Source organism: uncultured Gemmiger sp., assembly GCA_944388105.1.
GTDB lineage: Bacteria > Bacillota > Clostridia > Oscillospirales > Ruminococcaceae > Gemmiger.
Genome location: CALXHN010000010.1, coordinates 12,386 through 26,006 on the forward strand (window position 1 = coordinate 12,386; position 13,621 = coordinate 26,006).

The following is a 13,621-nucleotide window of genomic DNA, read 5'->3' on the forward strand; positions in this document are numbered from 1 at the left end:
AAAGAAGCGCGCATCGCAGATATGCAAAAAACGACAGGGATACAGTTCCCTGTCGTTTTTTCTTTCGGATATGTTCCGCCGTCCAGGTCACACCCCGGGCTGTTTCCTGCTGCCGGAGCACCCCAAGGATGACAGGAGCTGCGGCCCGATCACCTTGGTCCGGCACGGTTCCGTCCCCCGTCGGGACATTCTTTGCAGGGCCAGCACAGCACACAGGATATAAAATGGCACATAAATATACAGATACCGGGCGCGGGTCTCAAAAATAGCGTCGTACAAGGTCACGCCGATGAGGGAGACCAGCACAACCAGATACGCCTGACTGCACTGGTTCTTTCCGGCCAGATCATACAGGGCTGCCGCCGCTGAGACCAGTACCAGCAGAAGGGTCCCCCACCACAGCCCCTGGACCGCTGTCTGAAATATCGGATAGTACTGGCCCGTGCTGTAAAAGAAATCCCGCAGCGGTCCCGCCGCCGCGGACGGCTCCGGCTTGATATCCCGGTAAAAATTGCCTTCCATAGACCAGGCAAAGGTGCCGTCATTATAGTCGCTGAGTACCTTTCTGGCGGTAAAGACAAGCTGTCCGGTCAGTCCGCGGCTCTGTATACGCTGGAGCGCCACTGCCTTGTCGGCTTCCTTGCGCTCCTCGTATCCCGGAAAAGAAGTGGAGAATCCCACATCCCCCTCATAATATCCGCCGTTGCTCACATCATTCTGTCCCATCATCAGAAAGTGATAGAGGCTGTACCGCTGGTTTTCATCAATCACCAGTCCGGCGGCTCGGTACGCCTGGTTCAGCGCTCCGTGAATCACCACAAGAGTGACCGCAGCCAGAAGCAGCGCCACGCCCCGGCGCCGCACCTGCGCCCATACGATCTGCTGTCCCCGGGCCAGCCGGTACAGCGCTTCCAGCAAACGGACCCCCACCAGAGCGATCAGCACAATGAACACCGTAGGTTTGATCTGATACCCCAGATACGCAACGGCGGCGATCAGCGGCCATTGCAGGAGAGGCGGAATATCCCGGCGCAACCCCAGATAAAGGACCGCCAGAGGAAACAACAGTCCCAGAGCGTCAGAATACACGATCACATTCCAGGGGGAGAAGGCCAGCAGCAGCACCGTCCACCCGTAGCCCAGAAACGCTGCCCGCCTGCCGGTTCCCAGCAGGACTAGTGTCCTGTACACCAGCACGGCGGTTCCCAGGGACAAAGCGCTGTTCACCAGCACCACCGACATCAGTTCATAGTCTCCGGCAAACAGGCCCAGAGCGCCGTTGATTCGCAGCAGCAAGCTGATGATCAGGGTCAGCAACAGGTTATTGGGATAGTGGGAGAAATACCACCCTGAGACATCCTGCAGAGATTCTGTATCCCGGGCCACAATCGCCCGGGCGGCTTCGGTCACCACGTTTGCGTCCCATCCACTCTCAAAGAAAATCTGATAGAACAAAAAAATCTGAAGCAGAAACAGCCCCGGAACGGAAATTGCGACCAAACGATCAAAAGTCTTGTCCTGCCACCCCTGCCTGCGGAGCCACACAACCGCCCCTGCCGACAGGAGCATCACCGGGATCAGCAGAATTTTGTTGGAAACAGGGCAGCCTGCCTTGAAGGGATACCAGACATGGCTGTAAAACAGCAACAGGATCACAATGGCCCCGAAACAGAACACCCCCATGGCCAGAATCAAAAACAGAAAGGTTCGATATATACGCTCTGAGAGTCGTGAACGTTCCGGCATATGTTTTCCATCCTCCCTTTTCGTTCCTGAACCATATCATTATACCATGAGCCCGGTCACAAAAAAACCCCCGCGCCGCGGAAAAGCGGTGCGGGTTTTTTTTTGTTCATGCAGGCAGGAGGTATCAGCTGAACATGTTGATCAGGATACCGGCCGCCACAGCGGAACCGATAACGCCGGCCACGTTGGGGCCCATGGCGTGCATCAGCAGATAGTTGCGGGGGTTGTATTCCTGACCCACCTTCTGGGAGACACGGGCGGCCATGGGCACGGCAGAAACACCGGCGGAGCCGATGAGGGGGTTGATCTTGCCGTGGGTGGCGGCACACATGACCTTGCCCAGCAGCACACCGCCGGCGGTGCCCACACCGAAGGCGATGACGCCCAGGACGATGATCTCCACCGTCTGGACGTTCAGGAAGGTGGACGCGTTGGTGGTGCAGCCCACGCTGAAGCCCAGGAAGATGGTGATGATGTTCATCAGTTCATTGCCGGCGGTCTTGGTGATACGCTCCACCACGCCGGATTCCTTCATCAGGTTGCCCATCATCAGGCAGCCCACCAGGATGGCTGCATCCGGCAGGGTCAGGCTGACAATGATGGTGACCATGATGGGGAAGATGATCTTTTCGGTCTTGGAGACCCGGCGCGGGGGCTCCATGATGATCTGACGTTCCTTTTCGGTGGTCAGGGCGCGCATGATGGGCGGCTGGATGACCGGCACCAGCGCCATGTAACAGTAGGCGGCCACCGCGATGGAGCCCAGCAGATGGGGGGCCAGCTTGGTGGTGGTGAAGATGGCCGTGGGGCCGTCGGCGCCGCCGATGATGCCGATGGAGGCAGCTTCAGGGCCGGTGAAGCCCAGCAGCTTGGCGCCCAGGTAAGTAAAGAAGATGCCCAGCTGGGCGGCAGCGCCCAGCAGCAGGCTGGAGGGTCGGGCGATCAGGGGTTCAAAGTCGGTCATGGTACCGATGCCCAGGAAGATCAGGGGCGGGTAAATGCCCAGCTTGACGCCCAGGTAGATATAGTCGGCCATGCCGCCGGAACTGCCCAGCAGTTCCCAGTTGATGTGGTTGGTCTCGTTCAGGAAGATCTCCATATGGAACAGACCGTCCAGGGGCAGGTTGGTCATGAGCATGCCGAAGCCGATAGGCAGCAGCAGCAGGGGTTCGAACTGTTTGACGATGGCCAGGTACAGCAGCACGCAGGCCACCACCAGCATGATGGCGTACTTCCAGCCGCCCTCCGCAAAGAAGATCTGGGCCCAGCCGGAATTGGCGAAGATTTCCGAAATATTCTGAATGATGCTCATACGCTCACCTCACCCTTCATGCCAGGAACGGCGTGGTGTTGGCCACAACACCGGCATCGCCCCAGTTGCCGCGGCGGGAACCGGCAGCAGGCGCACGGCGCACGGCCCGGATGACACCGCCGCCTTCGGTGCAGGCAACGGCGGCGGCAATGGCGGCCACCACCTCAGCGGGGATCCCGGCTTCCACCGCAGGGGCGGCAGGCGCGGGCGCCGGAGCGGGCTGGCGGGCCGGTGCGGCAGGCTTGGGTGCGGCGGGTTTGGGGGCCGCGGGCTTTTCGGCCCGGTCCATCATCTTGCCTTCCAGCGTGATGATCAGGCACAGGGCGACCAGCATGCCGAACACGAGCACCAGGCTGGTCACGACTACGTTTGCATCGCCGAATTCCAGGGCGAGCATTGCGACGTGGGACATAGTTTCGATTCCTCCTTGCAGCATACCGCGGCGTCGACCCGCGTAGTACAGGCAGTGGCCGCAGACGCGGCCAATTTAGCAACATTATAGCACGTTCCGCACGGTTTGTGTAGCACTTTTTTCAAAAAATTTGGTACGTTCGCCGACAAATGCCCGAATATCAGTAACAGTGTCACAGAACTTTGTTCCGGTTTGTAGTATACTAATACAGAAAGACCCGGCCTCTGCGGGCCGGGTCCCACCACCTCTTACAAGCAAAGGAAGGTCTGTCATGAGCTTTTTGGATATGTTCCGCCGTACCGATATCAACGAGGGCTTTGCCCGGTTCCAGGCCACCCCCGGCGCCGTGCTGCTGGATGTGCGCACCAGTGAGGAGTATGCCGCCGGCCATCTGCCCGGAAGCCGCAATCTGCCCCTGCATCTGCTGGACACCCCGGGCATTCCCCTGCCCTCCGCCGACACCCCGGTGTTCCTGTACTGCCGCAGCGGCGCCCGCAGCGGTCAGGCCACCAGCTGGATGAAGGCCCACGGCTACACCAAGGCGGAGAACATCGGCGGCATCCTGGACTACACCGGCCCGGTGGAAAAGTAACCGTTCCCTGATTTCCGCATAAAGCGACCCCCGCCCCGGAAGACAGCTTCCGGGGCGGGGGTCTTTTTCTATAGCAGACAGGGAGTGTCAGGATTGGGCCGGGGTTTCGCCCTTTTCCCCGGCAGGCAGCTGGGGCACCGCGGTGAGGATGCGCATGAACTCTTCGCCGCTGATGGTCTCCTTTTCATACAGATACTGGGCGATCTCGTCCAGTTTGCCCCGGTTTTCCCGCAGGATCTGCAGGGCTTTCTGGTGCTGGGTGCGCACGATCTGCACCACCTGGCGGTCGATGTCGGCGGCGGTGGTCTCGCTGCAGGCCAGGGAGGCATCTCCGCCCAGGTAGGCGTTGTTCACCGTTTCCAGGGCCACCATGTCGAAGTCGTCGGTCATGCCGTAGCGGGTGACCATGGCCCGGGCCAGCCGGGTGGCCTGCTCGATATCATTGGAGGCGCCGGTGGTCACCGAGCCGAAGACCAGTTCTTCAGCGGCACGGCCGCCGGTGAAGGTGGCGATCTTGGCCAGCAGCTGTTCCTTGCTCATGAGCACCTGGTCCCCCTGCTCCACCTGCATGGTGAAGCCCAGGGCGCCGGAGGTGCGGGGCACGATGGTGATCTTCTGCACCGGGGCGCTGTTGGTCTGGATGGCCGCCACCAGGGCGTGGCCCACTTCGTGGTAGGCCACGATGCTGCGGTCTCTGTCGTTGAGGATCTGGTTCTTCTTCTGGGCACCGGCCAGGATGGTGTCCACGGCCTCCTGCAGGTCGTACTGGGTCACGGCCATGCGCTGATGGCGCACGGCGCTCAGGGCGGCCTCGTTGATGATGTTGGCCAGTTCGGCACCGGAAGCGCCGGAGGTCATGCGGGCCACAATGGCAAAGTCGCAGTCGGGGCCCAGCTTGACCTTTTTGGCGTGCAGGCGCAGGATCTCTTCCCGGCCTTTCTGGTCGGGCAGTTCCACCGGCACCCGGCGGTCAAAACGGCCGGGGCGGGTCAGGGCGGGGTCCAGGGATTCGGGACGGTTGGTGGCGGCCAGGATGATGACGCCCTTGGTGGCGTCGAAGCCGTCCATCTCGGTGAGCAGCTGGTTCAGCGTCTGTTCCCGCTCATCGTTGCCGCCCATACCGGAGGCCCCGTCACGCTTTTTGCCGATGGTATCGATCTCATCAATAAAGACGATGCAGGGCGCTTTTTCGCCGGCCTGTTTGAACAGATCCCGCACCTTGGAGGCTCCCATGCCCACGAACATCTCCACGAACTCACTGCCCGCGATGCTGAAGAAGGGCACGCCGGCCTCGCCGGCCACAGCCCGGGCCAGCAGGGTCTTGCCGGTACCCGGAGGGCCCACCAGCAGCACGCCCTTGGGCATCTTGGCGCCGATGGTCTCGTATTTCTGGGGGTTGTGCAGGAAATCCACGATCTCCTGCAGGCTTTCCTTGGCTTCGTCCTCGCCGGCCACATCGGCAAACTTGATGGCGGTGCCTTCCTCCACCACATACTGCTTGGCGCCGGATTTGCCGGTACCGAACATCATGGCGTTGGGGCCGCCCATGTTGTTCATCCGCTTGCGCATCATGTAGCTGATCCAGGTGACCAGCAGGATCATGGGCAGGAACATGAGGATGATATTCAGGATGGTGTCCAGCGGGCCGGGGTCGTTGATGACCTTGTCAAACTTGACGCCCGCATCCTCCAGCCGGTCCACCAGTTTCAGGTCCTGGGCAATGGCGTTGGTCTCGTAACTGTTGTTTTCCTTGTCGATAAAATAGATCTTCTCATCGTCGATCTGCACGGTGCTGAGTTTGTCCTCCTCCAGCATCTGCAAAAAGGTGCCGTAGTCCACCTGCTGGACCCCGGCGCGCAGCATCATGGGGAACACCAGGGTGTTGAACAGCAGCACGATGAGGAAGATCACCAGATAACTGATCCCAAGAGATTTTTTGGGATCACGGGGTTTCTTGGTCTCCTGCATACAAAAACAATCCTCTCTTTTGAAATGGGCCTTCCGGCCCATGGGTATAGCATGGACCTCAAAAATGAACAGCCCGTGAAGTCATTTTGAACACAAGGAAAACATTGGAGATTTTTTCCCTTTCTAAACGCAAAAACCGCCGGGGCCCGGGCTCCGGCGGCAGATTTTTGGGGAAAGGGTTCAGCGGACGGGGGATTCCAGCAGGCGCAGGGTCTTGGCGCCCGCATCCAGCTCCATCTCACAGCCCAGGGGCAGGGTGAGCATGGGATGGGTGTGGCAGCAGTCGAACTGGGCCAGGATGGGCAGACGGCTGAATTTTCCTGTCCCGGCTGGTGCCGGCACCCGCCGTAAATGTATTTTGCGCCGCCGTCAAGACGAGGGTTCCTCCGCGGCCTCCTCGTAGTCCTGTGTTACCTGCAAGTAGTCCTGTATTGCCTGCAGGGAGGCGGACACATCCGCCGTGTCCTCCTCCGGTGTGACGGGGCTGGGCACCATAAGGTAGATCGGGTTACGGTAGCTGTTGCTGTACAGTTCCAGCAACAGGTTTCCGTCGGCGGTTTCGCACACGGGGCGGTTCACATAGAATCCGGCAGGGATCTCCTCGGCCATTTCCCCCAGTTCGGCCTGGGACCAGGTCAACCCGGTGGACAGTTCCACCGTCGTGATGCTTCCGTTCAGATAGCTGACCACAAAATGAGGCATCCCGCCCAGATTCTGCACCGGTGAGGCGTCCGTCCCCATGTTGCTTTCCTCGCACAGGGCACGGGCTTCCCCCGTCATCAGGTCGTAGGCGCACAGGGTGTACCGGCCCGCCTCCTTGCGGTTGTACAGCAGCTGATCCCCCACCACCTGCCACAGCTCCACATTCTGGTCGGGCAGGCGGATCTTGTCCACCGCTCCGGTGGCGGGGTCATACAGCCAGCAGTCATGGGTATCCTGCGCTATCAGGGCATAATAGCCGTCGTAGTTGCCGTACAGGTACATGGTGTTCATGTCCACCGGGCTGCGGGTATGGCAGAGCACCAGCTGTCCGTTCCAGCCGCCCAGCAGGGTGGTGTAGTCCGGGTCGGGGATGGAAAAGGTATCCACCTGCCCGTCCAGACCGATGCGCACCCCGTAGATGTTGGTGGCCGCTTCAAAGACGCCCTCTTTCACGATCCCGTACAGGGCGTTTTCGTCCCGGCAGACCAGCCCGGGGTTCACCCCTTCCGGCAGGGTGACCAGCCTCTCCCGGGTCAGGCCGTCGGCGCTGATGCGGTCCACATAGCTGGGCTGCTGCAGCATGTCGATGCAGTCCTGCACATAGGCTTTCCCCGCCTCTCCGGGATATGCTTCCTCCAGTCGGGCGGGATCGTTGAGAATTTCCTGGTAGCTTTCCAGCATGTTCTGCCCGCTTTGGTCGGAGAAAGCGGCGTGGTAAACCAGCACCGACCCGTCCTCCTGGGCCAGGATGACATCGGAGGTCTGGATGTTGATGTAGGACACACAATCCGGGGTGTCGTGCTCACACCCCGGCAGATGGCAGAGGACTTCCTCTTCCAGGGTATCAAAGGATACCCTGGTGATCAGGTCGTAAGCATATACCGTGTTACCGCCCTCCCGCTCCCGGTAGGTTGTCCGGTAATAGCCCTGGCTGTTGGCGCTGTACAGCGGCTCCATCTTCCCCACCGTCCAGGTGGCGGCGGTTTCGGCGGTGGCAGCGGTCTCGGTGGTGGCGGTGTCCGACGGCGCGCTCCCGCAGGCGGTAAGAAAGACCAGCAACAGCGCCGGCCCGAGGATCAGCAGGTGTTTCATCCGCTCACTTCCTTTGTGTAAGGTCCCAGCTGCAGGCTGAGGAACTGCCGGGTCTCGCCGCTGCTGCTGAAAGTATCCTCCCCGGTGGCGCAGGTCATCAGGGCCTGTCCGTTCTCGCTGTACAGGCCGCTTTGTTCATAGTCGGTGCCCGTCGGCACGGTCCAGTCCCCCAGCCCGTCCAGCTCGTTCAGTTCCACCCAGGCGGGCAGGGCAACGGCGGGGTCGATCTCATGCCTCTGCAGGGCACTGATCCACAGCGCCACCACCTTGCCGGTGCGGCTGTCCACCTCCATGTTCAGCAGGCAGGTCTGGGAATTTTCCCCCACATAGGTTTTCAGCCGCAGAAAGCCCAGGGAATCGGTGCTGTAATAGGTAGGGGCCGCCCAGTAGTCGATCTCTTCCTTGACCTGGTCCCACCAGGCCTGGGGCAGCACGCCTCCATCCACCAGGGTCTGGAGAACCTCATCCCGGTACTGCTGCATATCCGCATCGGCGTAGGTCATGCCGCCGGAGTAGGTGGCGCCGGAAAAATACATGCCTTCTACCCCGTCTTCGGTGGAATACATCTGGCCGTTGTAGTTCCGCCAGGCCAGCTCCACCCGGGTGTTCAGCTGGCGCAGCAGATAGTAGTCGTCCCCGGTGGGCACCAGGGAGGTGTAGGGGGTCTGTTGGGTGTGGGTCTGGCCCACCATGGCCGCGTCGGTCAGGGCAAACCATCCCAGGGGGATGGCTGCCAGGGGCACGATGGCGGCGGCGCACAAAGCCAGCATCCAGCCCCGCTTCCGGTTCCGCTTCATGAGGCACCCCCTTCTTCCGGTTTTGATACTGCCTGCAGGGTGACGGTGACCGCCGTCCCCTTGCCGGGGGCACTGTCAATAGTCAGGGTCCCCCCGTGGGCCTGGGCGATGCGGCTGCACAACGCCAGCCCCAGCCCGCTGCCGCCCTGCTTGCGGGCGCGGGACTTGTCCACCATGTAAAAAGGCTCGGTGACCCGGGCCAGCTGGTCGGCGGGGATGCCGCAGCCCTGGTCCCGCACACGGAGCAACACCGTCCGGCCCGCCTGTTCGGCGGAAACGGTGATGGTCCCCCCGGGTCCGGCCTTGGCCGCGTTGGTGATGAGGTTGAGCACCAGGTCACAGAGCAGGTCGGTATCTCCCTGCACCCAGAGTCCGGTGGACAGGGTCTCCACCCGGGCATGGCCGTTCTGTTCCAGGGCGGGGCGGGCGGCCTTGACCGCCATGGTCACCGCCCGGTCCAGGGCCACCGGACCCAGGGCCAGCTCCTCCTCGTCCAGGTGAAGCAGCTGCAGCAGTTTTCCGCTGAGGCTTTCCAGACGGTGGGCCTCATGGTAGATGGCTCCCGCCGCCTCCCGCTGTTCCGCCGGGTCGGGCTGCATGCTGCGCAACAGGTCCGCATAGCCCAAAATGCCGGTCATGGGGGTCTTGAGTTCATGGGTAAACGCCCCCATGAAGTCCTCCCGCTGCTGCACCGAAAGTTCCAGCGCCGCCACCTTGTCCTGCACGGCGGCGGCCATGCTGTCAAAGCTTTCGCTGAGCTGGCCGATCTCGTCGTCGGTGCGCACGTTGGTGCGCAGGGCATAGTCCCCCGCCGCGATGCGCCGGCTGGCCTGGTTGAGCAGAGCCAGGGGCCGGATGAGTTTGCGGCTGAAGATGGCGGCCGCTGCCGCTGCCCCGATGACCACCGCCGCCTCCAGCAGCAGGAACCGCTGCAGGCTGCGGGACCGGGCGGCAAAGGCCTCCGACAGATCATAGGCGGAGTAGAGGGTCCACCCGTCCAGCAGGTCGGTGCAGTAGACCCGCCACAGGGAATCGCCGCTGCGCAGGATGGCCTGCTGGCCGCTGCCGGGAAGCATACTGGCGCCCCAGACCGCGGGCAGACAGGAATACACCGCCCCCTGCCCCATCTGCCTGTCGGTGTGGTAGAGGGCGGCCAGCTGGGCCGTGCCCCCTTCCGCCGGTTCCAGCAGGTCGGCGCAGAAGCTGCCCAGGCCGGATTCGGTCACGGCCTCCCCCTGGCGGTGCAGGGAGAGGATCTCATTTTCCAGGGTATAGCAGAGCATATCGTGGCGGTTCTGCTCCTGGTCCGCCAGCGAGGAAAGGCGGTCCTGGAAATCGCCGTACAGAAGGGCGCTGCCCCCCAGGGCGAAAAAGGTCACCACCACCAGCAGGATGGTGCAGACCAGTTTTTCCGAAAATCGCATAGGCGGTTCCCTTCCGGTGCGTCCCGGGGATGCACCTCACTCTTTTTTCAGCCGGTATCCCACACGATAGACCGTCTCGATCTTGTCGTGCCAGTCCAGTTTTTTGCGCAGCCGCTGGATGTGCAGGTCCAGGGTGCGGGTGTCGGCCATCTCGCCGCCCCACACCCGCTCATACAGCACGTCCCGGTAGAGCGCCGCCCCCCGGTTGCGCATGAGCTGTTCCAGCAAAGCGAATTCCCGGGGCGTCAGGTCCACCGGCTCACCGCCGCGCATCACCCGGCGCTCGGTCAGATCCAGGGTCACATCAAAGGCGGTCAGGGTCTGCCCGCCCTGGCCGGTGCGGCGCAGGACCGCCTCCACCCGGGCGATGAGTTCCTCCACCTCAAAGGGTTTGACCAGGTAGTCGTCCGCTCCCAGGCTCAGCCCCCTGACCCGGTCCTTCACGCTGGATTTGGCGGTGATAAAGATCACCGGCGTGCCCATGGGCCGCAGGTATTCCAGCAGGTCGTAGCCGTCCAGTCCAGGCAGCATAATGTCCAGCAGCGCCAGGTCAAAGTCATTGTCCTGGATCAGGTCGGCGGCCTTCACCCCGTCGTTGGCCACGGTACATGCATACCCGGCCCGGGTCAGGCTGACTTCGATCAGCCGGGAAATGGTCTGTTCATCTTCCACAATCAGGATCCGATTCATCCACACAGGCCCCCTTATCCTTTATCATATGGAGCGATTGTACCCGAATTGTATCTGAAAATCCCGGAAAACCCCATAAAAAAACGCAAGGCCCCGGGCGGGGGCCTTGCGCAAAGCCGGGGTCATCAGCCGTGCAGAGCACTGCGCAGCGCCGCCAGCAATTCGTTCTGGTAGGTGGGATTGAAGGTGCCGTGGAGCAGTTTGGGCAGGGCCTCCTCCTGCAGGCGGCGCCAGCTTTCGGCCTCCTTACCGGGCAGGATGGGCACAAAGGCCACCCCGTTGGCAGCGGCGGCCTGGGCGTCCCCCATGGCGTCGCCCACCATCATGACCTTGCGGCTCTCATACCCGCAGGCCAGCATGACGGCGATGGAGTTGGCTTTGCTGCCCACCTCCTGGCCGAAGATCACGTCCGCGTGGCGGGAAAGACCATACCGGGTCCACTCGCTCTCAATGGCGGACTCATTGGCCGCCGACACCACCGCCACGTCGGCCACGGCGTGCAGCTGGCGCAGGCTGGTCTCCACCCCGGGGAAAGGCTCAAAGGTGGGTTCCAGGGCCTGGATGCGGCGGTTGCAGGCGTTGTTCCACTCCTGCAGCTTGCGCAGTGCCAGACTGCCGGTGCGCAGCATCTCCTGCTGCAGGCTGGCAGTGCTCAGCTCCGAGGCGGTGCGCACCCAGGCGGCGATATCCTCCGACCCGGGCACTTCCACCCCGCGGTTCTTCAGCCGGTCAAAGATCTGCACCACGCTCTCAAACCGGGGGATGCCCCGGGTGATGCCGGTGATGTTGATCTCCTTCCAGGCGGAGGTGATCATATCGGCATATTCATCCAGCGAAAACACACGGATCAGCTCCGGGCAGAAGACGGTGCAGTGCTTGATGCGCACAGTGTCCATCACGCAGCCGTCTGAGTCCATGCAAACCAGAAATTCCCGCTTTTTCACAAAGTCTGTCAACGCACTTGCCATACCTTCCAGCCCCCCTGCTGTTCCACATGTCTGCTTTCCGATAGTTCATGCAGATTATATTTCTATCATAACAGAACCAGACAAAAAAGCCAAGAGTCTTTTTGTAAAAAAACGCCAAAAAAATCCGCACATTGCCCAAGTTTTTCGCGTTTCTTTGTGCAAATCACGGGGTTTCGGGATTCTCCGGTTTTACAGCATCCGGGCCCAGTGCCTGCCCGATGGGCAGGTGCAGCACCAGGCTGGCGGACTCGTCCGCCGGGGTGGGCTGCTTGTTGATGACCACCAGCTCATCGCCCCGGAAATACCGCAGCAGACCCGCCGCCGGGTACACCGCCAGACTGGTGCCGCCCACGATGAGCAGGTCCGCCTGACGGATGGCCTTGATGGCCCCTTCCACCGTGGCTTCGTCCAGGCCTTCCTCATAGAGCACCACATCCGGCTTGACCAGGCCGCCGCACTCGGTGCAATGGGGCACGCCGTCCCCGTGGCCGCCCGCTTCCTCGATGAAGTCCACCCCGTAGAATTTGCCGCACCGGGTACAGAAGTTGCGCAGGGTGGAGCCGTGGAGCTCATACACCGTCCTGCTGCCCGCGGCCTGGTGCAGGCCGTCGATGTTCTGGGTGACCACCGCCTTGCATTTGCCCTCCTTTTCCAGGGCCGCCAGCCGCAGATGGGCGGCGTTGGGCTTGGCCCCGTGAACGATGAGCTTTTTGCGGTAGAAGTCAAAAAATTCGGCGGTGTGCTGCACAAAGAAGGTGTGGGAAAGCATGGTCTCCGGCGGATAGCGGAAGGTCTGGTGGTACAGACCGTCCACGCTGCGAAAATCCGGGATGCCGCTCTCGGTGGAAACACCGGCGCCGCCGAAAAACACCAGGCGGCTGCTTTTTTGGATCAAACGTTCCAGTTCAGGTACCATTGTCTTGCTCCTTTCGGTTTTTTGGGGGTATAATGGGAAAAACGGCACGTTCCCGCGTGCCATAAAGGGGGCTTTTGTATGCACGAGATCAGCCGGGAGGAGGTCCTGGCCTGCCTGCCCCGCCGGGAGGCAGACACCAACAAGGGCAGTTACGGCCGGGTGACGGCGGTGGCGGGCAGTATGGCCTACCGGGGTGCGGCGGCCCTGTGCTGTGAGAGTGCCCTGCGCACCGGCGCCGGACTGGTGTATCTGGCCAGCGTGGAGCCGGTGATCCAGCTGGTGCTGACCCGCACCCCCGAATGCTGTGCCCTGCCCTGCCGCACCGACGCCGACGGCGGGGTGCTGGCGGCGGATGCAGCGGCGGTGCGCCAGCGGTTCAGCGGGACTTCCGCCGTTCTGCTGGCCGGCCCCGGCCTGGGGGAGAGCGCCGGCCGGGTGCTGAACGCTTTGTGCGGCATCGGCGCGCCCTGGCGCGGAGCGGTGCTGGACGCCGACGCCCTGAACGCCATAGCCGCCGGGGACCTGGGCACCACCCCGTTCCTGCCCCGGGACACGGTGCTGACCCCCCACCCGGGAGAGATGGCCCGCCTGCTGGGCACCACGGTGGAGGCGGTGCAGGCGGACCGGCCCGGGGCGGTGCAGCGCTGCGCCAGACGGTTCCAGTGTGTGGCGGTGCTGAAGGGCACGGGTACCCTGGTGGCCGCTCCGGACGGGCGGCTGGTGCGCAACACCACCGGCAACCCGGGTCTGGCCCGGGGCGGCAGCGGGGATGTGCTGGCCGGGATGCTGGCGGCCCTGCTGGCCCAGGGACTGCCCGCCTTTGAGGCGGCGTACTGTGCGGTGTGGCTGCATGGAGCGGCGGCGGATGCCTGCGCCGCCCGCACCAGCCAGATGACCATGCTGCCCCATGACATCCTGGCGGACCTGGGGCGGATTTTGGGCAACGCCGGACGGTAAGGATCAAAAACGGGAAGCAGAACAGCGGTGTGCCTGGGCACACCG

13 protein-coding genes are annotated in these 13,621 nt (G+C 62.5%); 2 read left to right on the top strand and 11 right to left on the bottom strand.

The features are described from left to right. Positions 1 to 87: 87 nt before the first annotated feature. The 3 genes from Q0K17_RS02270 to Q0K17_RS02280 form a co-directional block, all read right to left on the bottom strand. Entirely contained in the window at positions 88 to 1,746 is a 1,659-nt protein-coding gene (locus Q0K17_RS02270) for a hypothetical protein (RefSeq protein WP_294539441.1), read from the bottom strand. Positions 1,747 to 1,870: 124 nt separating this feature from the next. Then, positions 1,871 to 3,058, bottom strand: a complete 1,188-nt coding sequence (locus Q0K17_RS02275) for a sodium ion-translocating decarboxylase subunit beta (protein WP_294539444.1) — start codon at positions 3,056 to 3,058, stop codon at positions 1,871 to 1,873. A 16-nt stretch (positions 3,059 to 3,074) separates the two neighbouring features. Then, the gene (locus tag Q0K17_RS02280) at positions 3,075 to 3,470 is read right to left on the bottom strand and encodes an OadG family transporter subunit (protein WP_294539447.1); all 396 of its coding nucleotides are present in this window, start codon (positions 3,468 to 3,470) and stop codon (positions 3,075 to 3,077) included. Between the two features lie 271 nt (positions 3,471 to 3,741). On the opposite strand from Q0K17_RS02280, the gene Q0K17_RS02285 reads away from it, so the two are divergent. Beyond that, positions 3,742 to 4,062: a rhodanese-like domain-containing protein gene (locus Q0K17_RS02285; RefSeq protein ID WP_294539450.1), complete on the top strand. Its 321-nt coding sequence runs from the start codon at positions 3,742 to 3,744 to the stop codon at positions 4,060 to 4,062. 87 nt (positions 4,063 to 4,149) lie between these two features. On the opposite strand, the gene ftsH is transcribed toward Q0K17_RS02285, so the two are convergent. The 8 genes from ftsH to Q0K17_RS02325 all read right to left on the bottom strand — a co-directional run bounded on the left by ftsH (position 4,150) and on the right by Q0K17_RS02325 (position 12,619). After that, entirely contained in the window at positions 4,150 to 6,030 is a 1,881-nt protein-coding gene (ftsH, locus tag Q0K17_RS02290; RefSeq protein ID WP_294539454.1) for an ATP-dependent zinc metalloprotease FtsH, read from the bottom strand. A 180-nt stretch (positions 6,031 to 6,210) separates the two neighbouring features. Beyond that, on the bottom strand, positions 6,211 to 6,372 hold the full coding sequence (locus Q0K17_RS02295; RefSeq protein ID WP_294539458.1) for a hypothetical protein: 162 nt from the start codon (positions 6,370 to 6,372) through the stop codon (positions 6,211 to 6,213). A gap of 27 nt (positions 6,373 to 6,399) precedes the next feature. Further along, positions 6,400 to 7,824, bottom strand: a complete 1,425-nt coding sequence (locus Q0K17_RS02300; RefSeq protein WP_294539461.1) for a hypothetical protein — start codon at positions 7,822 to 7,824, stop codon at positions 6,400 to 6,402. Then, complete coding sequence (locus tag Q0K17_RS02305; protein WP_294539464.1) at positions 7,821 to 8,621, bottom strand: hypothetical protein; 801 nt, start codon at positions 8,619 to 8,621, stop codon at positions 7,821 to 7,823. Before Q0K17_RS02305 ends, Q0K17_RS02300 begins: the two co-directional genes overlap by 4 nt. Further along, positions 8,618 to 10,045: a HAMP domain-containing sensor histidine kinase gene (locus tag Q0K17_RS02310; protein ID WP_294539467.1), complete on the bottom strand. Its 1,428-nt coding sequence runs from the start codon at positions 10,043 to 10,045 to the stop codon at positions 8,618 to 8,620. The genes Q0K17_RS02305 and Q0K17_RS02310 overlap by 4 nt, the downstream gene beginning before the upstream one ends. Before the next feature lie 36 nt (positions 10,046 to 10,081). Beyond that, positions 10,082 to 10,735, bottom strand: a complete 654-nt coding sequence (locus tag Q0K17_RS02315) for a response regulator transcription factor (RefSeq protein ID WP_294539471.1) — start codon at positions 10,733 to 10,735, stop codon at positions 10,082 to 10,084. Between the two features lie 125 nt (positions 10,736 to 10,860). After that, positions 10,861 to 11,703 (bottom strand): HAD hydrolase-like protein, encoded by an 843-nt coding sequence (locus Q0K17_RS02320; protein WP_294539475.1) that lies wholly within the window; start codon positions 11,701 to 11,703, stop codon positions 10,861 to 10,863. A 163-nt stretch (positions 11,704 to 11,866) separates the two neighbouring features. Beyond that, the gene (locus Q0K17_RS02325) at positions 11,867 to 12,619 is read right to left on the bottom strand and encodes an NAD-dependent protein deacylase (protein ID WP_294539478.1); all 753 of its coding nucleotides are present in this window, start codon (positions 12,617 to 12,619) and stop codon (positions 11,867 to 11,869) included. A 78-nt stretch (positions 12,620 to 12,697) separates the two neighbouring features. On the opposite strand from Q0K17_RS02325, the gene Q0K17_RS02330 reads away from it, so the two are divergent. Further along, the gene (locus tag Q0K17_RS02330) at positions 12,698 to 13,576 is read left to right on the top strand and encodes an NAD(P)H-hydrate dehydratase (RefSeq protein ID WP_294539482.1); all 879 of its coding nucleotides are present in this window, start codon (positions 12,698 to 12,700) and stop codon (positions 13,574 to 13,576) included. Positions 13,577 to 13,621: the final 45 nt, after the last annotated feature.